Below are 20,120 nucleotides of genomic sequence, written 5' to 3'. Positions count from 1 at the left end.
TCGGCCGCCGCCCGCCCGACGGGTGGTGCCCGGCGCCGGCTAGCCGGCCGGCATCACGGTGATGAGCTTCTTGTTCACGAACTCCTGGATGCCCGCGGCGGAGAGCTCCTCGCCGTAGCCGGAGCGCTTGGTCCCGCCGAACGGCAGGTCCGGCCGGGTCCAGGCGGGGTGGTTGACGAAGACCATGCCGGTCTCGATGCGCCGGGCCACGTCGACCCCCCGGTCCTCGTCCTCGGTGAAGACCGATCCGCCGAGGCCGAAGGTGGAGTCGTTGGCGATGCGGACCGCGTCGTCTTCGTCGCGGGCCCGGAAGAACAGTGCGACGGGCCCGAAGAACTCCTTGTCGTAGACCGGGTTGTCCCGCGTGATCCCGGTGAGGATCCGCGGCTGGGCGAACGCGCCCTGCTCGGGGACCGGATCGCCCGGAGTGGTCACCGTCGCGCCGTGCTCGACGGCTTCACTGACCAGCTCTTCGAGGTCGTCGGCGGCGCTCTGGGACGACAGCGGCGGCAGTGTCGTACCGGGGTCGAAGGGGTCGCCCGGCTGCAGGCGGGCGAACCCGTCGCTGAACCGGCGGAGGAACTCGTCCGCCAGTTCCTCGACGACGATGATGCGCTTGGCGGCCACGCAGCTCTGCCCGGCGTTGTTGAGCCGGCCCCACAGGGCGCGCTCGACGCTCAGGTCGAGGTCGGCGTCCTCCAGCACGATCAGCGCGTCGCTGCCGCCGAGCTCCAGCGTGGACTTCTTCAGCTCCTCGCCGGCGTGGGCCGCCACGCTCGATCCCGCTCCTTCGCTCCCCGTCAGCGCGACCCCGCGCACCCGCGGGTCCTTGATGGCCCGGGTGACCTGGTCCTTGCTCGCGTAGACGTTGGTGTAGGCGCCCTCCGGCGCGCCCGCCTCGCGGAAGAGCTGCTCGAACGCTGCCGCCGCCTGCGGAACGATCGAGGCGTGCTTGACTACCACCACGTTGCCCGCCATGAGGTTGGGGCCGGCGAACCGCGCCAGCTGGTAGTACGGGAAGTTCCACGGCTGGACGCCGAACAGCACCCCGATCGGGTCGCTGACGACCATGGCCTCCGGGCCGTCCGGGTCCTCGGTCGGCACCGGCTCGGGGGCGAGGAACTCCTCGGCGTTCTCGGCGTAGTAGTCCAGGATCGACGCGGCCAGTTCGACCTCGCCCCGGCTCTCCGGGAGCAGCTTGCCCATCTCCAGGGTGAGCAGGTGCGCGAAGTCGTCCGGGCGCTCGCGCAGGATTGCCGCGGCCCTCTTCAGGACGCGCTTGCGCTCGTCGAAGGGCGCGGTGCGCCAGGTCGCGAAGGTGTCCTGGGCCGTCTGGATGGCCTGCTCCAGATCCTCGTCGCTGATCCCCTCGAACGTCGCGATGGTCTCGTTCGTATAGGGGTTCGTGGTTGCGTACGCCATGCGGGTTCCCTCCTCCGTGTCGCCCGTGCTGCGGGGCGGGACCGTGGGGGAGGCCGGCCGCGCCCCGGGACGGGCCAGGGCTGTGCGGGTCCTCTCAGGGACCCTGCTCGCTGCGGGGGAGGCGCAAAACGTCCCGCGGGCACGCATTCGGCAAGCGGGGCCCCATCAGCCCGCCGCCGGCCCGGGCGGCGCATCCGCACCGGAGACCGCCGCGGTGCGCGGGACGTCTCCGGTTACGCGGCCGGCAGCGGGGGCACCACACCAGGACGGCATCCCGGGAAAGGACTCAGCGATGGCACCGCCCTGCGGATCCGCGGTTCCGCCCACGACTCCGCTGCGCACGGCGGCCCGGTTCGCCCTGTCCGGGGGGCTGGTGTTCGCGGGGCTGAGCCACCTCTTCTGGGCGCGTACGGACTTCCAGGCGCAGGTGCCGCGATCGGTGCCGATGGACCCCGACGCGGTGGTGGTGGCCTCGGGCGGCGTGGAGGTCATGCTCGGGGCGGGGCTGGCGGTGCTGCCGCGCGAGCGCGTCCGGATCGGGCGGATCATCGCGGCCTTCTTCGTGGCCGTGTTCCCCGGCAACATCGCGCAGTACCTGGGCCGGCGGGACGGGTTCGGGCTCGACACCGACCGCCGGCGGTTCGCCCGCCTGCTCTTCCAGCCGCTGCTGGTCGCCTGGGCCCTGTGGTCGACGGCCGTCCCGAAGGGCCGCCGGTAGGGCGCGGCGGCCGGCCGGCGGTCCCGGCCGGGCCGCCCGCCCGCTAGTCGGCCCGGGCCGGGCCGGAGGCCGCATCCAGGTGGCCGCTCAGATAGCGGCCGGTGATGCTGTCGGGGTCGGCGGCGACCTCGCCGGGGGTTCCGGTGGCGACGATGCGGCCGCCGTCTGCGCCGCCGCCCGGCCCCATGTCGATGATGTAGTCGGCGTTGGCGATCAGGTCTAGGTCGTGCTCGATGGCGATCACGGTCGCGCCCTGGTCCACCAGCCGCTGCAGCACGCCGATCAGGACGCGCACGTCCAGCGGGTGCAGCCCGACCGTGGGCTCGTCGAAGACGAACAGCGCCGTGCCCTGCCGCCGGTTGAGCTCGGAGACCAGCTTCAGCCGCTGCGCCTCGCCGCCGGAGAGCGCGGGGGTGGCTTCGTTGAGCGTGAGGTAGCCCAGTCCGACGTCGATCAGGGCCTGCAGTCGGGTGCGTACCCGCTTAAGGTCGCCGGCGTGCCGGATCGCCTCGGCCGCGGTCAGCGAGAGCAGCGCCGGCAGCGCCGTCTCCCCCTCCCCTTCGGCGGAGGGGCGCGTGTACCGGTCGGCCTCCGGGCTGTAGCGGCGTCCGTCGCAGTCCGGGCAGACGATGTCGACGTCCGGCAGGAACTGCACGTCCAGGGAGATCTCGCCGGTGCCTTCGCAGCGCGGGCAGCGCAGGGCGCCGGTGTTGTAGGAGAAGTCCGCCGCGGTACGGCCGTCGGCCCGGGCGGTGTCCAGCCGTGCGTAGGCCCGGCGCAGCTCGTCGAGCACGCCGGTGTAGGTGGACACGGTGGAGCGGACGTTGATGCCGATCGGGGTGGCGTCGACCATGGCGACCTTGTCGATCCCGCTGGCTTCCAGCTCGCGGACGTGCTCGGGCCGGTGGCCCTGGCCGCCGGGGCCGGCCGCCTGCAGGGCGGGGATGAGGCTCTCCAGCACCAGGGTGGTCTTGCCGGAGCCGGAGACGCCGGTGACCGCGGTGAGGCGTCCGCGCGGGATCGCGGTGTCCAGGGCGCGGACGGTGTGCACCGGCCCGGTGCGCATCCGCAGCGCGCCGCGGTCGAACATCTGGTCTGCCGCGGCCCGTTCGCGCACCACGGCGTGTTCGCGCCCGGTGAGGAAGCCGCCGATCAGCGACTGCGGGCTGCGGTCCACCTCGGCGACGCTGCCCTGGGCGATCACCGATCCGCCGTCGCTGCCCGATCCCGGGCCGATCTCGATCAGGTGGCCGGCCGCGCGCAGCACCTGCACGTCGTGGTCGACCATCACGACCGAGTTGCCCTCGGCGAGCAGGTCGCTGATGACGCCCTGCAGCCCGTGGACGTTGGCGGGATGCAGCCCGATCGAGGGCTCGTCCAGCACGTAGAGCACCCCGGTGGTCTCGTTGCGCACGGCTCGGGCCAACTGGACGCGCTGGCGCTCTCCGGTGGACAGGCTCGCCCCGGCGCGGTCCAGGGACAGGTAGCCCAGGCCCAGCTCCAGCAGCCGCCGGGCCATGGCCACCAGGGTGTCGGCCAGGCTCCGGGCCATGGGGCGCATCTCCTCGGGCATCTGCTCAACCACGCCCGGGGCCCACGCGACCGCGTCCTCCAGGGTCAGGGCGGTGGCGTCGGCAAGGTTGCGGTCCCCGATCCGCGGCGTGCGGGCGGCGGCCGAGAGCCGGGTGCCGCGGCAGTCCGGGCAGGTGCGCTCGGTGAGGAAGCGGCTCACCCGGGCCAGCCGCCGTTCGTCGCTGGCGCGCTTGAGTTCCTCGGTCACGGTCAGCCGGGCGTTGCGGAAGGTGAAGTCGAGTTCGTGGACACCGTTCTTCGTGGTGACCGTGATGTGCTTCTTCTCTTCGGGGCCGTCGAAGACGATGTCCTTCTCCCACTCCGCCAGCTCCCGCCACGGCACATCGGTGCGCACCCCGAACTCGCGGGCGATCTGGGGCTGCACGTTGAAGGCGAACGTCTGCCAGGGCAGCACCGCGCCGTCGTCGATGGTCATGTCCGGGTCCCGGATCAGCGAGGCGTCGTCGACCTCGCGGACGATGCCGGTGCCCTGGCAGGTGGGGCAGGCGCCTTCCGAGTTGAAGGCCAGCTCCTCGGCCCCGGGGGCGTAGAACTCGGCGCCGCAGACCCCGCAGACGATCGGCTCCTCGGCCGCGGCGTGCAGCGAGGGCGGCTGCCGGTGGCCGTTGGGGCAGACGTGCCGCCCCAGCCGGGAGAACATCAGCCGCAGCACATTGAGCAGCTCCGTCGAGGTGCCGAAGGTGGAGCGGACGCCGGGCACGCCGGGCCGCTGCCGCAGCGCCAGCGCCGCCGGCACGTGCCGGACCCGGTCGACGTCGGCGCGGCCCGCCTGCGCCATGCGGCGGCGGGTGTAGGTGGACAGCGCCTCGATGTAGCGCCGCGACCCTTCGGCGTAGAGCACCCCCATGGCCAGCGACGACTTCCCCGACCCGGAGACGCCGGCGACGGCGACGAGCTCGCCGAGCGGAACGTCGACGTCGATGCTGCGCAGATTGTGCACGCGCGCCCCGCGCACCTCGATGGCGGCGGGCTCCCGGCCGCCCGCATCCCGCTGCTGCATGTGGCCCCCCTTGCCCCGCTCGGCCCATCGGGCCCGGCCGCGGTCCGCTTCCCCCTGCGCAACCGATAAGGGTCCTATACCCCTGTGGCCCTGGTATCCGCCCCCATCCATGGGAGGCAGGGCACCACCGCCCGGCGCACCGCCAGCCGCGGGAGTCTGGGCCCTGCTTCATGCAGACAGCCGCGGGATTGGACGGCTGCATACGGGGATTGCCGATCACCGGCTCCCCGCCCCACCGCGCCGTCCGCACGGCTGCGGCCTGCACGGGGCCCCGACCGGTTCTGCGCCGGAGGTTCAGGCGCCTTCGGCCAGGGTGCGGACGATGTCGGCGGCGGGGCGGACTTCGGCGGCGCGGTAGGCGGTGCCGGCCCACAGGTGCAGGCGGTCGGTGTCGCCGGAGGCGGCGGCCGCGCGGCGCAGCGGCGACGTGAGGTGGTGGATCTGCGGGTAGGCGGCCGGCGCGTCGGAGGTGTAGGTGCCGAGGAAGCGGTTGACCAGGCCGCGGGCGCGGCGGCCGCTGAAGGCGCGGGTCACCGCGGTGCCGGGGAAGACCTCGTCGGCGAGCGCGTCCTTGTGCGCATCGGCGGCGCCGCTCTCCGGGGAGCGCAGCAGCGCGGTGCCGATCTGGACGGCGGCGGCGCCGTGCGCGAGGGCCTTGCGGACGGCCGCTGCGTCGCCGATGCCGCCGGCGGCGATCAGCGGCAGCGGTACCGCGGCCCGCACCTCGGCGAGCAGGTCGCTGAGCGGGGTGGTGCGCTCTTCGGCGTCGTCGAAGGAGCCCTGGTGGCCGCCGGCCTCGGCGCCCTGGACGACGAGCAGGTCCGCCCCGGCCTCCATCGCGGCGCGCGCCTCGGCCGCGCAGGTCACGGTGGTGGCGACGGTGCTGCCGGCGGCGCGCAGCGCGGCCGCGTCGGCCGGCGCGGGCACGCCGAAGGTGAAGCTGGTGAACGGCACCGGGTCGCGGATCAGGTGGTCGAGCTTCGCGCGGTAGGCGTCGTCGTCCCACCGCGCTTCACCGAGCGCGGCGCCCAGCGCGTCGGCCTCGGGCGCCAGCAGGTGCGCGTAGGCGGCGACGGCGCCCGGGTCGGCGCTGTCGGGGCCCGGAACGAACAGGTTGACCCCGAAGGGGCGCCCGGTCAGGGCCCGGGTGCGGCCGATCTGCTCGGCCATGGCGTCCGCGCTCTTGTACCCCGCCGCCAGGAACCCGGTGCCGCCCGCGGCATTGACCGCCGCCACAAGCTCGGGGGTGCTGGCACCGCCGGCCATGGGCGCGCCGACGATCGGCACACCCGCGCCGTGCGCCCCGATGGTTCCCGCAGTGATCACTGGTGACGACCTCCTCGTACAACGCGCCCCAGCAGGGTCCCATATGTGCACCCCCGCCACGAAAGCGCGCACCAGCCCCGCTCCCGCCCCCGCACCCGCCCGGTCCCCCGCCATCCCCGAGCGCAGCCCAGCTGACCGCCCGCCTCTCCCCCGCCCCGGGCGCCTCCCGGCGCGAGGCGATCGTCACACTCGGGCCGCCGTACGCCCTGCCCGTGCTGCGGACCGCCGCTGAGCGGGTCCATCCGGCGCGGTCGCGGGGATGGGGCGGCTGCTAGCCTCACCGCGGATAGGGGTCCCATGACGGGAGGGCTCCGCGGGGAGGTCGGGTGGACGTCGCTGGAGCCGTGCTCCTGGTGGGCGCGGGGTTCGCGGCGGGGCTGGTGGGCTCGATGGCCGGGCTGGCGTCGCTGTTCAGCTATCCCGCGCTGCTCGCGGTGGGGCTGCCGCCGATCGCCGCCAACGTCACCAACACGGTTGCGCTGTCGGCCAACACGCTCGGCGCCGCGCTCGGCTCGCGCGAAGAGCTGCGCGGGCGGCGGCGCCTCGTGGTGCGGCTGTGCGCGGTGGCAGCGGCCGGCGGAGCGGTCGGGGCGTGGCTGCTGCTCTCCACCGACGACGAGGCGTTCGCCCTCATCGTCCCGGCGCTGGTCGCCTTCGGCTCGGTGGTGCTGCTGGCCCAGAACGCGGTGCGCAAGGCTGCGGCGCGGATCACCGGTGCCGGCGGCATCGGGCCGCTGACCACGGCGGTTCTGGTGATGGCGGTCGGCGTGTACGGCGGCTACTTCGGTGCGGCCGCCGGCGTGCTGATGCTCGCCGTGCTGTCGGTGGCGCTCAACGAGTCGCTCGCGGTCAACAACGCCCTGAAGAACCTGGCGACCGGCGGCGCCAACGCGATCGCCGCGATCTCCTATGCGGTGCTGGCGCCGGTCGACTGGGCCGCCGCGGCCGCGGTCGCGGTCGGGTGCTTCGCCGGCGCGCGGATCGGCCCCTCGATCGTCCGCCGCGCCCCCGAGCGGCCGCTGCGCATCGGCGTGGGTGTGGCCGGGCTGGGCTTGGCCGCGCAGCTGCTCGCCTCCGCGCTGGGCTGACCGCGGCGGACGCGCGCCCGGCCCGGCCGCAAACGGCCACCGCCGGGCCCAGCCCGCAGGCTTCCGGCCCTGCCCGGCGCCGACTGCCCCAGGACAGCCCGCCTCTGCCGGCCCGGCTCGCGGCGCGGACGGTCCGGGGCGGCTCCTCCGCAGCGGCGGAAAACGCCTCGACGCCCGCGCGCGGCGGTGCAACCGTGGCCCAATGGAGCCTGCGGAGCACCTCCCTGCCGCCGACCTGCGGCTGATGCAAGAGCTGGCGCAGCGCGTTGCCGCGGTGCGCCTCGATCTCATCAACAGCGACGCGTCCTTCGGCGAACTCGCCTGGTACTGGGGCAGCAGGCGCACCGCCGACGGCCGGCACTGGCGGCACCGGCTGTGGTTCGCCGGCGGAGAGCCCTCCGCCTGGGCGTGGGTCCGGCTGCCGCGCGAGGTGCGGCTCGACGACGGTTCGGTGCGCCGCATCGACAGCGCCCAGTTGGCCTACCAGGTCCATCCGGGCGCGCCGGGCCTGGTCGACGAAGTCGCCTCCTGGTACCGCGACGTCGCCGGCCACCTGCAGCGCACTCTGCTGCCCTGCGCCGGCGACGCCTTCGCCCTGGAGCGGTGGCGCGCGCACGGCTTCCGCACCGACCCGGCCGGCGTCGGCGATACCGGGAGCTGGACCCGGCTCAACGAGCGCACCCTGGAGGACCGGGAGCTCGCCGGCCTCGCGGAGCAGGAGGTGCTTCCGCGGGGCTACCGCTTCTGCACCGCGGAGGAGGCCGGGCCCCGGGCCGCCGTCCGGGCCCACGCCGATGCGTGGGCGCCCTCGCCCTACACCGCCGACAGCTACCGCGGGGTGCGCTCCGCCCCCGGATACCGCGGGGACCTGCACCTTCTCGTGCAGGCGCCGGACCGCACCATGGCCGCCTCCACCATCGTGTGGTTCGATCCGGTCAACCGGAGCGCCGAATTCGAGCCGGTGGGCACCCATCCCGGCTACCGCCGCCGGGGCCTGGCGCGGGCGCTGATCCTGCACGGCCTGCGCCGGGCGCGCGAGGCCGGCGCCGTGCACGCCACCGTCGCCTGCCTGGGCGCGCCGGGCCACCCCGGCGCCCGCCGGCTCTACGAGGGCGTGGGCTTCCGCGAGGTCTCGCGCGACCTCCCCCTCATCGCCCCCGCGGCGGAGTGAGCGCGCCGCGGACGGCGGCGCGCGTCGGCGCCGCCGATGCGCCGGGGCGGGCAGCACCCCGCGGCGATCCGCACCCGGACCTTCACCGACTCCCCGCACCCTCGTCGATCAGGGCATCCACGCCGTCAACGCGGCTATCACCCTGACGCTCGCGGGGCAGGCTCCCGGGCGCGTTCCGCACCGCGCGCCCGGCGAGACAGCAGCGTCGGCCTCCGCGGCGGTCCTGCCGGGCCGCCGCCGGGGTGGTTCAACGACGGCGCAGTGCAGACCGGTCCGGGCGCCTTCCTGCGCACCGGGCGCCCGCGGCGCGAACATCTGCGGCCCCGCCACGGCGGCGGGCGACCGCCCCCGCCCCGGACGGGCCCGGCCGCTTCAGGTGAAGGTGCGTATGCCGGCCGCTCGGCACCTCGGCCGACCGGCACCGTACGGCGCCTCCACCGGCTCCCGAGGGCCGCGCCCCGGCTCCGCCGTCCCCGATGCGCCGGGCCGCCACTGCCGCTACGGCGCCCCGAGTGCGGAGTCGGCCATCCACGCCCGGGTGTCGCGCCAGGCCGCCGAGTCCGGGTCGATCAGTGCGAAGTGGTCGGTGGCGGGCGGGACGTGCAGGGTGACGGTGTCGCCGGCTTCGCGGGCGGCGCGGACGTAGGCGCGGGACTGGGCGAGGGGGACGCGCTGGTCCTCCTCGCCGTGCACGATGAAGGTGGGCAGGCCGATCGGCACGCGGGTCAGCGGCGAGGATGCGCTGAACGCCTCCGCGCTGGGGTCGGCGCCGAGGAACCCGGCGGCGGCGCCCTCGCCCAGCCCGCGCTCGAAGGTGTCGACCAGGTCGGTGACCGGTGCCAGCGCCGCAACCGCGGTCAGCGGCGATCCGGGCGCTGCCAGCAGCGCGAGGTGGCCGCCGGCGGAATGGCCGAGCGCGATCGCGGCGGGCGGCCCCGCGGCGCTCCCCGCGGTCCCGCCGGCGCTGCCGTCCGGGTAGTCCTCGCCGAGCAGCCCGAGCGCCGTGCGGACGTCCTCCAGGCTGCGCGGCCATCCGCCGCCGTCGCCGGTGCGGCGGTACTCGACGTTCCACACCCGCCAGCCGCGGCCGGCGAGGTCGGCGGCGAGCGGGCGCATCAGCTCGGCGGTCAGCGCGGCGCGCCAGAATCCGCCGTGCAGCAGCACCGCGACGGGAGCGGACCGGCCGTCGGGCCCGGTCCGGGGGCCCAGCACCTCGACGTGCTGGTCGGGGTGGTCGCCGTAGCGCAGCTGCGCCCCGGACTGCGGAGCTGCCTGCTCCGGCGCGCTGCCCGGCGGGCGCACGGCGGCACTGCGGCCGTGCGCGCCGCTGCCCGGCGCGTGGCCGCCGCTGCCGCGCTCATCCTTGGGCCGGTGGTCCATGCCCTGTTCCTGCCCGGTCGGCCGCGCGCGCACCGGGCCGGTAGTCCCTTGTTTCCCCATTGGAATCCAAGGATGGGGCTGGGCCCCCGTCCTGCTGCGCCGCCTGCTGGCCGGTTCCGCCGCCCGCACTGGGGCGCCAGCGGCGGTGCGCGGTGCCGGCGGTGGAGCTGCGCAGCAGCTCCAGGCGGGGCCGCGGACCGTCGGTGCGCCCGGTGGGCGGCCGGCGCGAACCCGCGCGGAAGGGCACCGGCCAGTCGGCCGCGGGCCCGGCATAGCCCTGCTCGGCGGCGGCGTGCAGCGTCCACTGCGGATCGTAGAGGTGGGTGCGGCCCAGCGCGCACAGGTCCGCGCGGCCGGCCAGCAGCAGCGAATTGACGTCGTCGTAGGAGGAGACCGCGCCGACCGCGATCACCGGCACACCCGCCTCGGAGCGGACCCGCTCGGCGAAGGGCACCTGGTAGCTGCGGCCGAATGCGGGCTGCTCGTCCGGGGTGACCTGGCCGGTGGAGACGTCGACCGCGTCCGCGCCGGCGCGGGCGAAGGCGGCCGCGATGGCGACGGCGTCGGCCGGCGTGGTGCCGCCGGGCGCCCAGTCGGTGGCCGAGATGCGCACCGTCGCCGGCAGGCCGGCCGGCCATTCCCTGCGCACCGCGGCGAACACCTCCAGCGGGAAGCGCAGCCGCCCAGCCAGGTCGCCGCCGTAGGCGTCGGTGCGGCGGTTGGTCAGCGGCGAGAGGAACTGGGACAGCAGGTAGCCGTGTGCGCAGTGCAGTTCCAGCAGGTCGAACCCTGCCCGGGCGGCCGAGGCCGCGGCGGCGGCGAACTCCTCGCGCACCGCGTCCATGCCGGCCCGGTCCAGTTCGGCCGGCACGGCACTGGTGCCGGGCCGGTAGGGCAGCGGCGAAGGCGCAACCAGCGGCCAGCCGCCCGTGTCGAGAGGGTCGTCCATGCCCTCCCACATGGCCTTGGTGGCGCCCTTGCGCCCGGCGTGGCCGAGCTGGATGCCGATCGCCGCGGTACTGGCGGAGTGCACGAAGCCGGTGATGCGCTGCCAGGCCCGCTCGTGCTCGGGCGCGTACATGCCGGTGCAGCCGGGGGTGATGCGCGCGTCGGCGGCGACGCAGACCATCTCCGTCATCACCAGGCCGGCGCCGCCGAGCGCCTTGGAGCCGAGGTGGACGAGGTGGAAGTCGCCCGGGGTCCCGCCGTCGGCGGAGTACATGTCCATCGCCGAGACGACGATGCGGTTCTTCAGCCGCAGCCCGCGGAGCGTGAACGGGTGGAACATCGGCGCGTCGGCACCGCCGGACGGCGCATCCGGGCCCGCGCCCTGCCCCGCTGCATCCGCGGCCGGGCGGCGCGCCGCGGGCCGCGCCGCCGGCTCCGCGGCCCGGGAACCGCGGTCCCACAGCGGGGCGGGCGGCGCCTGGGCCGGCGGGCCCGCTTCGCCCTGCTCGCGCTGGCGGGCGGCGAAGTCGGCGTCGACGGCGGCGACGAACTCCGGGTCGCGCAACCGCAGGTTCTCGCGGCCGATCCGGCGGCTGCGGGTGAGCAGGTTGAACGCGAACTGGAGCGGCTCCTGGGCGGCGTGCCGGCCGATGTCCTCGAACCACTCCAGGCTGGCCTGCGCCGCGCGCTGCAGGCTCTCGGCGACGGGGCGGCGCTCCCGCTCGTAGGCGTCCAGGGCGGCGTCCAGGGAGGCGTGCTCGTGCAGGCACGCGGCGAGGCCCAGCGCGTCCTCCATCGCGAGCTTGGTGCCGGAGCCGATCGAGAAGTGGGCGGTGTGCGCGGCGTCGCCGAGCAGGACGGTGCGGCCGCGGCGCCACGTCCGGTTGCGGACCGTGGTGAAGGTGCGCCAGCGGGCGGGGCGTGCAGTGAGCCGGTGCCCGTCCAGTGCCGCGGCGAACAGCGCGGCGCAGCGCTGCGGGGCGCCGGGATCGTGGTCCGGGCCGGCGGCGCCGCTGCCCTGCCCGAAGCCGGCGGCGCGCCACACCCGCTCGTGCATCTCCACGATGAAGGTGCTGGCGGTGTCGGAGTAGGGATAGGCGTGGGCCTGCATCACGCCGTAGGGGGTGTCGGCGATGTGGAAGGAGAACGCGTCGAACACGCGGTCGGTGGCCATCCACATGTACCGGCAGCGGTGGTCGGTCAGCGTGGTGCCGAAGTGGCCGGCGTGGGCGGTGCGCACCGCGCTGCCGGCGCCGTCGGCGGCCACCACCAGGTCGTAGCCGGCCTCCAGCTCCTCCAGCGGCGGCGCCGGGGCGGTGAAGCGCAGGTCGACGCCGAGCGCGCGGCAGCGGTCGGTGAGGATGCCGAGCAGGCGGCGCCGGTCGAGCGCGGAGAAGCCGTGCCCGCCGGAGGTGGCGGTGCGCCCCCGGTGGTGCACGTCGATGTCGTCCCAGTGCGCCGAGGCGGCGGCCAGCGCCGCGTGCACCTCGGGGTCGGCGTGCTCGATGCCGCTGGCCGTCTCGTCGGAGAAGACCACGCCGAAGCCGTCGGCGCGGCCCGGCTCGTTGCGCTCGTACACGGTGACGCTGCGGGCCGGGTCGAGCCGCTTGGCCAGGGCGGCCAGGTACAGGCCGCCCGGGCCGCCGCCGATGCAGGCGATCCGCACGGGCTGCCTCACCCCTCCTCGCGCAGCCGGAAGCGCTGCAGCTTCCCGGTCTCGGTGCGCGGCAGCTCCGCGGCGAACTCCACCCGCCGCGGCGTCTTGTACCGGGCCAGGTGCTCGGCGACGAACGCCTTGAGCTCCTCGGCGGCCGCCGGCGTGGCGGAGGCGCCGGGGGCCGGCACGACCACCGCCTTGACGATCTGCCCGCGGTCGGGGTCGGGGGTGCCGACGACGGCGGCCTCCGCGACGCCGGGCGCGCGCATCAGGACCTCCTCCACCTCCAGGGCGGCGACGTTGTAGCCGGCGGTGACGATGATGTCGTCGGAGCGCGACCGGTACCAGAAGTAGCCCTCGGCGTCGCGCACGTAGGTGTCGCCGGTGATGTTCCAGCCGTCCTGCACGTAGCGGCGCTGGCGGTCGTCGGCCAGGTAGCGGCAGCCGACCGGGCCGCGGACGGCCAGCCGGCCGGGCTGGCCGTCGGGGACGGGGCGGCCGTCGCCGCCGAGGACCGCGGCGCGGAAGCCGGGGACCGGGCGGCCGGTGGCGCCGGGGCGGATGGCGCCGTCGGCGGCGGAGATGAAGATGTGCAGCATCTCGGTGGCGCCGATGCCGTCGATCAGCTTGACGCCGGTGGCCTTGTGCCAGTCGTGCCAGACGGCGGCGGGCAGGTGCTCTCCGGCCGAGACGCAGCGCCGCAGCGAGGAGGTGTCGGGAGCCGGTTCGAGCTGGAGCATCGCCCGGTAGGCGGTGGGGGCGGTGAAGACGACGGTGGCCCGGTGCCGGGCGACGGCGCCGGCGAGCGCTTCGGGCCCGGCCTTCTCCAGCAGCAGCGTCGCGGCGCCGGCGCGCAGCGGGAAGACCAGCAGCCCGCCCAGGCCGAAGGTGAACGCGAACGGCGGGCTGCCGGCGAACAGGTCGTCGGAGCGCGGCTGCAGCACGTGCGCGGAGAAGGTGTCGGCGATGGCGAGCACGTCGCGGTGGAAGTGCACGCAGCCTTTGGGCCGGCCGGTGGTGCCGGAGGTGTAGGCGATGAGGGCGACGTCGTCGGCGGCGGTGGGCACCGCGGGAAACGGCGGTCCGCCGGCCGCGGCGGCGTCCTCGGCCAGCACGGCGGGGTCGCCGTCCGCGCCGTCGCCGTACCGGCGGATCTGCACGGCCGTGCCTGCGGCGGCGGCGCGCTCGGCCGCCGCGTCGAGTTCGCCGGCGAAGCGCGCGTCGCACAGGGCGTGGCTGATGCGGCCCGAGCGGAGCACGCCCTCCAGTTCCTCGGTCCGCAGCAGCGGCAGGACGGTGACCACCACGCCGCCGGCTTTGAGGATCCCGAGCCAGCAGGCGGCCAGCATCGGCGCGTTGGGGCCGCGCAGCAGCACCCGGTTGCCCGGTTGCAGGCCCATGTCCTCGGCGAGCATGCGGGCGATGCGGTCGGCCCGGGCGCGCAGGCCCGCGTAGCTCCACTCCGCCTCGGGGTTCTCGCCGCGGATGCAGGGCCGGTCGCCGCCGTACCGGTCGATGGCGGCGTCGAGCAGCTCCGCGGCGCAGTTGAGCCGGTCGGGGTAGGCGAGCTCGGGCCGGGTGAACTCCAGCTCGGGCCACTCCTCGGCGGGCGGCAGGTGGTCGCGGGCGAAGGTGTCGGTGTAGGCGGTGGCGGACAGCTGCGGCTGCATGGCGCCCTCCGGTCAGCGGGGCGGTCCGCCGGCGCCGGGGGCGCGGCGGGCGTCGGCGCGGCGGAACAGGGCGCGCGCGATGATGTCGCGCTGCACTTCCGAGGCGCCTTCGTAGATGCGCGGTGCGCGCACTTCGCGGTAGAGGTGCTCCAGCGGGTGGCCGCGCTCCAGGGCGCGGGCGCCGTGGAGCTGGACGGCGGTGTCGACGACGGACTGGGCCGCTTCGGTGGCGGCGAGTTTGGCCATGGCGGCGAGTTCGGTGGCGCCCGGGCCGCCGTCGCCGGCGGTTTCGGAGTCCTGGGCCGCGTCGCGGGCCTCGGCGGCGCGGTAGACGAGCATCCGGGCGGTCTCGGTGCGGGTGGACATGTCGGCGAGCAGGTGGGCGACGCTCTGCCGGTCGCGCAGTGGGCCGCCGAAGGCGCGGCGCCCGGCGGTGTGGTCGAGGGCGGCGTCCAGCGCCGTCTGGGCCATGCCGACGGCGAACGCGCCCACGCTCGGGCGGAACAGGTCGAGGGTGCGCATGGCGGTGCGGAAACCGGAGCCCGGCGCGCCGAGGACGTCGCCGGGGCCGACCGGGACGCCGTCGAACTCCAGTGTGCCCAGGGCGTGGCCGCCGAGCATGTCCAGCGGCTGCCCGGACAGGCCGGGGCGGTCGCCGGGCACCAGGAAGGCGGTGACGCCGCGCGCCCCGGGGTCGGGTCCGGTGCGGGCGAACACGGTGTAGACGTCGGCGTCGGGCGCGTTGGAGATCCAGGTCTTGGTGCCGTGCAGGGTCCAGCCGCCGCCGGCTGCGGGGCGGGCCTCCAGTGCGAGGGCGGCGGCGTCGGAGCCGGCGCCGGGCTCGGTGAGGGCGAAGGCGGCCACGGCGCGGCCGGCGGCGACCTCCGGGATCCAGGCATCGACCTGCTCGGGGGTGCCCGACTGCAGGACCGGGTAGGCGCCCAGGCCTTGCAGGGCCAGGGCGGTTTCGGCGGCGGGGCTGACGCGGGCCGCGCTCTCGCGCAGCAGGCAGAGCTCGACGGCGCTGGCCCCGCTGGAGTCGGGGCCGAAGACGGCCTGGCACAGGCCCTGCTCGGCGAGGGCCTGCAGCAGGGGGCGGTCGACGCGGCCGCTCTCGGCGGGCGGGCAGGCGCGCACGGCCTGTTCGGCGGCGGTCCGCACCCAGCGGGAGAAGTCCGCGCGGGACGGAGGAGGTGGCCGGTGCGGACTGGACGTGAGCGCCATCGGGGCCTCCCGATACTCCGTCGGGTCCTTCGAATATACCGACCCTGTGACGCCCGTCAAGAGAACGTTATTACCTCCCCTGCGGCGCGGCCGCGCGGCCGCCGGGCCGGTAGGGTCGGCGGTGTGGCGCAGCAGGGCCCGGAGCGGCAGAATCGCGAGCACCCCGGCCGCGAGGCGGCGGGCGATGCCGCGGACCGGCGCACCCGCCGTCCGCGGTCGCTGATCGTCTCCTTCTTCGGCACCTACGGCCGCACCCTCGGCGGCTGGGTGTCGGTCGCCGCCCTCATCGCGCTGATGGAGGACTTGGGCGTGGACGCGCAGGGGGTCCGCTCAGCGGTGTCCCGGCTCAAGCGGCGCGGGCTGCTCACCGCCGAGCGCAGCGGCGGCGCCGCGGGCTACCGGCTGTCCGCGGAAGGGCTGCGCATCCTCGGCGACGGGGACCGCCGCATCTTCGACCCCGGCGCCGGCGGCGGCGGTGCGGGAGGTGAATGGGTGCTCGTGGTGTTCTCGGTGCCCGAGTCCGAGCGCGCGCTGCGGCACCGGCTGCGCTCGCGGCTGACCTGGCTGGGCTTCGGCACGGTCGCGGCCGGGGTCCGGGTGGCGCCGGCCCACCTGGCCGGCGAGGCGCGGCGCGCCATCGCCGAACTGGGCGCGGGCGACCGGGTGCAGCTGTTCACCGGCCGCTGGGAGGACATCGCGGGCGGCGGCGAGGCCGACGCGGCCGCGCACTGGTGGGACCTGCCGGCGCTGGCCGCGATGTACCGCGCCTACCTGGCGGAGTACGCGCCCCTGCTGGAGCAGTGGCGCCGCTCCCCCGGATCAGGCGCCGACGCCTTCGCCGCCCACCTCCAAGCGGTCGACGAGTGGCGCCGCATGCCCTTCCTCGACCCGGGCCTGCCGCCCCATCTCCTCCCCGCCGGCTGGCCCGGCACTCGCGCCGCCCAGGTCTTCACCGGCCTGCACACCCTGCTGCGCGCCCCGGCCCTGGCCCACGTCCGCGCCGCCGCATCCGGCTAGGAGCGCATCCCCGCTCCAGTCCGCCCGGCCCCACCGGCTGCGCCGCGCTGCGGCCGCCTTGAGCCCGACGCGGCGTCATGGTCTTCGATGAGCGTGCTCTCTGCCGGAACACGACGAGGAGGACCCATGGCGCTGCCCCCGCTCATCCCGATCGAGGACCTGTTCGCTCCGCCCGAGCGCTCTGGCGCGCAGATCTCCGCGGACGGCACGCGTATCGCCTTCCTGGCGCCGTGGAAGGACCGGATGAACGTCTGGGTGCAGGAGCTCGGTGCCGACGGGCGCCCCGAGGGCGAGCCGCGCTGCGTGACCGCCGATGAGACCCGCAGTGTCCAGCACTACGAGCTGACGCCCGACCCGCGCTGGCTGCTCTACCTGCAGGACGACGGCGGAGACGAGAACCACCACCTCTTCCGCATCGACCTGGACGACCCCGGCGCCGCGGCGGTCGACCTGACGCCCTTCCCCGGCGCGCGGGTCCTGTCCCACAAGCTGTCGCACCGCCGGCCCGGCGCCGTCCTGATGGAGATCAACGCCCGCAACCCCGCCGAGCTGGACCTGGTGGAGCTGGACATCGCCACCGGCGCGATCACCGTGCTGGCGGAGAACCCCGGCGACGTCCTGGGCTGGATCGCCGCCGACGACGGCGCTCCCCTGGCGATCTCCCAGGACGGCGACGGCTCCATGCCCCTGTACCGGTGGGACCGGGGCCCCGCCGATCCGATCGCGGTCTTCAGCGGTGCGGACTACCCGCTCGGTGTCTACCCGATGGAGCCCACCGCCGACGGCTCCGGCCTCCTCATCGGTTCCCACACCGGGTCGGACCGGATGCGCCTGGCCCGCGTCGACCTCGCGACCGGGGAGGAGAGCGAGGTGGACAGCCATCCCGAGCACGACCTGGACGCCATCCGCCGCGGGGTGGCCATGATGGGCTCACCGCTCATCCGCAACCCCGCCACCGGAGCGCTCCTCGGGGCCCGCTACTACGGCCAGCGGCAGGTCGTCCGCGCCCTGGACCCGGGGTTCGGCGCGGTGCTGGAGAAGCTGGAATCCCTGTCCGAGGGCGACATCGGCGCGCTCTCCTGCGACCGCGCCGCGCGCCGCTGGGTGGTGAGCTACGAGCACGACCGCGACCCGCACGTCACCTGGCTGTACGACCACGCCACCGGCGAGGCGCACCGGCTGTTCCGCGCCCGCCCCCGCCTCGACCCCGCCTCGCTGGCGCCGAAGCACCCGGTGTCCTTCCCCGCCCGGGACGGACTGGACCTGACCGGCTACCTCACCCTGCCGCCCGGCGCGGAGCCGGCCGACCTGCCGACCGTGCTGCTGGTACACGGCGGCCCCTGGTACCGCGAGTCCTGGTCCTTCGGCCCCGAGGTGCAGCTGCTGGCCAACCGCGGGTACGCGGTGCTCCAGGTCGACTTCCGCGGCTCGGTGGGCCACGGCAGAGCGCACATGCGGGCCGCCATCGGCGAGCTGGCCGGGGCGATGCACGACGATCTGCTCGACGCCGCGGACTGGGCGGTGGAGCAGGGCTACGCCGACCCCGACCGGATCGCCGTCTTCGGCGGCTCCTACGGCGGCTACGCCGCGCTGGTGGGCGCGGCGTTCACCCCGGAGCGGTTCGCTGCCGCGGTCGACTACGTCGGCATCTCCGACCTGGAGAACTTCATGCGGTCCCTGCCGCCGTTCGCCCGCAAGGGGCTGGTCAACAACTGGTACCGGTACGGCGGGAACCCCGACATCGCCGAGCAGGCCGCCGATCTGCGCGCCCGCTCCCCCATCCACCGCGTGGACGCCGTCCGGATCCCGCTGCTGATCGTCCAGGGCGCCAACGACGTGCGCGTCGTCCGCGCCGAGTCCGACAACATGGTGGCCGCGCTCCGCGCGCGCGGAGTGGAGGTGGAATACCTCGTCAAGGACGACGAGGGCCACGGCTTCGTGAACCCGGAGAACGTCATGGACTTCTACCGGGCCGCGGCCGGATTCCTCGCCCGCCACCTGGGCGGGCGCCCCGAGCCGGAGTAGCGCCCACGGCGCCGCCGCCCGGGCGGCGGCGCCCGGCCCGGCCGGCCATCCCCGGCCCGCCCCGGGGCCTCCGCGGGAAGCCGGGCCGTCTCCCGTTACGGTGCCTCTGTAGCCGCCGTCCGCAGCAGCAGGGGGTCTCCGTGGCGTTCGACGTCGCCGCCATCCGTTCCCGAGTGCCCGCACTCGCCGCCGGCATCGCCCACTTCGACGGGCCCGGCGGCACGCAGATGCCGCAGCCCGTCATCGATGCGATGGCCGCCGCGCTCTCCCAGCCGCTGTCCAACCGCGGCAGCACTACGCCCGGCGAGCGCAACGCCGACGCCCTGGTCGCCGGGGCGCGCCAGGCCATGGCCGACCTCCTCGGCGCCGCCCCGGAGGCGGTCGTGTTCGGGCGCAGCGCCACCCAGCTCACCTACGACCTGTCCCGGGCGCTTGCGGCCGGCTGGGGCCCGGGCGACGAGGTGGTCGTCACCCGGCTCGACCACGACGCCAACGTCCGCCCCTGGGTCCAGGCCGCTGAGCGGGCCGGGGCCACCGTGCGCTGGGCCGACTTCGATCCGGCCACCGGCGCGCTCACGCCCGGCCACGTCCGCGCGGTGCTGAGCGACCGGACCCGCCTGGTCGCGGTCACCGCCTCCTCCAACCTCCTCGGCACCCGCCCCGACCTGGCGGCCATCGCCGCCGACGTGCACGCCCGCGGCGCGCTGTTCCACGTCGACGGCGTGCACGCGGCCGCGCACACGCTCATCGACCTGGACGCGATCGGCGCCGACCTGTTCACCTGCTCGCCCTACAAGTTCCTCGGCCCGCATCTGGGCGTCGCAGCGGCGCGGACCGGGGTCCTCGACCGGCTGCACCCGGACAAGCTCCTTCCCTCCCCCGGCACCGTGCCCGAGCGCTTCGAACTGGGCACGCTCCCCTACGAGCTGCTCGCCGGCACGCGTGCGGCGGTCGACGAGCTGGCATCGCTCGACCCGGCCGCAGCAGGATCCCGGCGGGACCGGCTGCGGGCCGGCTTCGCCGCGCTGGAGGGGCACGAGGCCGCGCTGACCGCGCGCATCGAGGAGGCGCTCGCCGGCCTGGACGGGGTCATCGTGCGCAGCCGCGCGCCGGAGCGCACCCCCACCCTGCTCCTGGAGTTCACCGGCCGGCCGGCGGCCGAGGCCGCCCTGTTCCTGGCCGAGCGCGGCGTGCACGCGCCGGCCGGCGCCTTCTACGCGGTCGAGGCGTCGCGCCGGCTGGGTCTCGGCGACACCGGCGGGCTGCGCATCGGCATCGCGCCCTACACCGACGCCGCCGACGTCGACCGTCTGCTCACCGGCCTGGAGGACTTCCTGGCGGGCTGATGCCCGCTCCCCCGCGGTCCTGCCCGGCAGGCGCGTGCTGCCGGGCAGGACCGCGTACACCTGCGGCGCGCCGCCGCGGGGCCCGCGTCAGCGACCGGCGGGCAGCACGGCGGTGCCGACGAGTTCGACGAGGGCCTCCGGATCGAACAGCTCCACCACGCCGAACAGGCCCATCGCCGGGTAGTGCCGGCCCAGGTGGCTCCGGTAGACGGCGCCGATGCCGCGCAGATCGGCGCGGTAGCCGGCCGTGTCGGTGGTGTAGACCATGAGCGAGACCAGGTCGCCGGGCCCGCCGCCGGCCGCGCGCAGCGCCTTGACGGTGTTGCCCAGGGCCAGGTCGAACTGCTCGCGCAGGCCGGCGCCGCCGATCGACCCGTCGGCCAGCTGCGCCGTCTGCCCGCCCAGGTAGACGGTGGTGCCACCCGGTGCGGGGACGACGGCGTGGGCGAAGCCGACCGGCGGGGCCAGCGATGGGGCGCGCACGATGCGGTGGGCGGTCGTCTCGCCCGGGGCGGAGGGGTCGGATGCTGCCATG

General features: G+C 75.8%; 14 protein-coding genes. 6 read left to right on the top strand and 8 right to left on the bottom strand.

Going from position 1 to position 20,120, the window contains the following annotated elements; translation table 11 throughout:
• Positions 1 to 39 precede the first annotated feature (39 nt).
• Positions 40 to 1,422: an NAD-dependent succinate-semialdehyde dehydrogenase gene (locus ACYVGT_RS02845; RefSeq protein WP_460854775.1), complete on the bottom strand. Its 1,383-nt coding sequence runs from the start codon at positions 1,420 to 1,422 to the stop codon at positions 40 to 42.
• 292 nt (positions 1,423 to 1,714) lie between these two features.
• Between ACYVGT_RS02845 and ACYVGT_RS02840 the strand changes: the two genes are divergently transcribed.
• On the top strand, positions 1,715 to 2,140 hold the full coding sequence (locus ACYVGT_RS02840; protein WP_460854774.1) for a DoxX family protein: 426 nt from the start codon (positions 1,715 to 1,717) through the stop codon (positions 2,138 to 2,140).
• Positions 2,141 to 2,183: 43 nt separating this feature from the next.
• On the opposite strand, the gene ACYVGT_RS02835 is transcribed toward ACYVGT_RS02840, so the two are convergent.
• Positions 2,184 to 4,733, bottom strand: coding sequence for an excinuclease ABC subunit UvrA (locus ACYVGT_RS02835; RefSeq protein WP_460854773.1), 2,550 nt, complete (start codon positions 4,731 to 4,733; stop codon positions 2,184 to 2,186).
• Positions 4,734 to 5,027: 294 nt separating this feature from the next.
• Positions 5,028 to 6,059: a nitronate monooxygenase gene (locus tag ACYVGT_RS02830; protein ID WP_460854772.1), complete on the bottom strand. Its 1,032-nt coding sequence runs from the start codon at positions 6,057 to 6,059 to the stop codon at positions 5,028 to 5,030.
• 326 nt (positions 6,060 to 6,385) lie between these two features.
• Here ACYVGT_RS02830 and ACYVGT_RS02825 point away from each other — a divergent pair, with 326 nt between their 5' ends.
• Positions 6,386 to 7,147: a sulfite exporter TauE/SafE family protein gene (locus ACYVGT_RS02825; protein WP_460854771.1), complete on the top strand. Its 762-nt coding sequence runs from the start codon at positions 6,386 to 6,388 to the stop codon at positions 7,145 to 7,147.
• Positions 7,148 to 7,349: 202 nt separating this feature from the next.
• Positions 7,350 to 8,318 (top strand): GNAT family N-acetyltransferase, encoded by a 969-nt coding sequence (locus ACYVGT_RS02820; protein WP_460854770.1) that lies wholly within the window; start codon positions 7,350 to 7,352, stop codon positions 8,316 to 8,318.
• Between the two features lie 498 nt (positions 8,319 to 8,816).
• Here the strand turns inward: ACYVGT_RS02820 and ACYVGT_RS02815 are convergent, their stop codons facing one another.
• From ACYVGT_RS02815 to ACYVGT_RS02800, 4 genes are read right to left on the bottom strand one after another with little or no spacing between them, the layout of a single operon-like run.
• A complete protein-coding gene (locus ACYVGT_RS02815) occupies positions 8,817 to 9,698 on the bottom strand; it encodes an alpha/beta hydrolase family protein (protein WP_460854769.1) in 882 nt (293 codons plus the stop codon).
• Positions 9,676 to 12,312, bottom strand: a complete 2,637-nt coding sequence (locus ACYVGT_RS02810) for a bifunctional salicylyl-CoA 5-hydroxylase/oxidoreductase (RefSeq protein ID WP_460854891.1) — start codon at positions 12,310 to 12,312, stop codon at positions 9,676 to 9,678. The genes ACYVGT_RS02815 and ACYVGT_RS02810 overlap by 23 nt, the downstream gene beginning before the upstream one ends.
• Before the next feature lie 8 nt (positions 12,313 to 12,320).
• Positions 12,321 to 13,973, bottom strand: a complete 1,653-nt coding sequence (locus tag ACYVGT_RS02805; protein WP_460854768.1) for an AMP-binding protein — start codon at positions 13,971 to 13,973, stop codon at positions 12,321 to 12,323.
• Between the two features lie 12 nt (positions 13,974 to 13,985).
• Positions 13,986 to 15,197, bottom strand: coding sequence for an acyl-CoA dehydrogenase family protein (locus tag ACYVGT_RS02800; protein ID WP_460854767.1), 1,212 nt, complete (start codon positions 15,195 to 15,197; stop codon positions 13,986 to 13,988).
• Positions 15,198 to 15,320: 123 nt separating this feature from the next.
• Here ACYVGT_RS02800 and ACYVGT_RS02795 point away from each other — a divergent pair, with 123 nt between their 5' ends.
• The 3 genes from ACYVGT_RS02795 to ACYVGT_RS02785 all read left to right on the top strand — a co-directional run bounded on the left by ACYVGT_RS02795 (position 15,321) and on the right by ACYVGT_RS02785 (position 19,585).
• Positions 15,321 to 16,214 carry a PaaX family transcriptional regulator gene (locus ACYVGT_RS02795; RefSeq protein WP_460854766.1) on the top strand — a complete coding sequence of 298 codons (894 nt, stop codon included), beginning with the start codon at positions 15,321 to 15,323 and terminating at the stop codon, positions 16,212 to 16,214.
• A 126-nt stretch (positions 16,215 to 16,340) separates the two neighbouring features.
• Positions 16,341 to 18,239 carry a S9 family peptidase gene (locus ACYVGT_RS02790; RefSeq protein ID WP_460854765.1) on the top strand — a complete coding sequence of 633 codons (1,899 nt, stop codon included), beginning with the start codon at positions 16,341 to 16,343 and terminating at the stop codon, positions 18,237 to 18,239.
• 140 nt (positions 18,240 to 18,379) lie between these two features.
• Positions 18,380 to 19,585, top strand: a complete 1,206-nt coding sequence (locus ACYVGT_RS02785; RefSeq protein ID WP_460854763.1) for a cysteine desulfurase-like protein — start codon at positions 18,380 to 18,382, stop codon at positions 19,583 to 19,585.
• A gap of 87 nt (positions 19,586 to 19,672) precedes the next feature.
• Here ACYVGT_RS02785 and ACYVGT_RS02780 read toward each other — a convergent pair whose 3' ends face one another.
• Positions 19,673 to 20,119 (bottom strand): RidA family protein, encoded by a 447-nt coding sequence (locus tag ACYVGT_RS02780; RefSeq protein ID WP_460854762.1) that lies wholly within the window; start codon positions 20,117 to 20,119, stop codon positions 19,673 to 19,675.
• Position 20,120: the final 1 nt, after the last annotated feature.

This window comes from Nocardiopsis coralliicola, from assembly GCF_054779695.1.
This window is presented reverse-complemented; position numbering and strand designations above follow the sequence as displayed.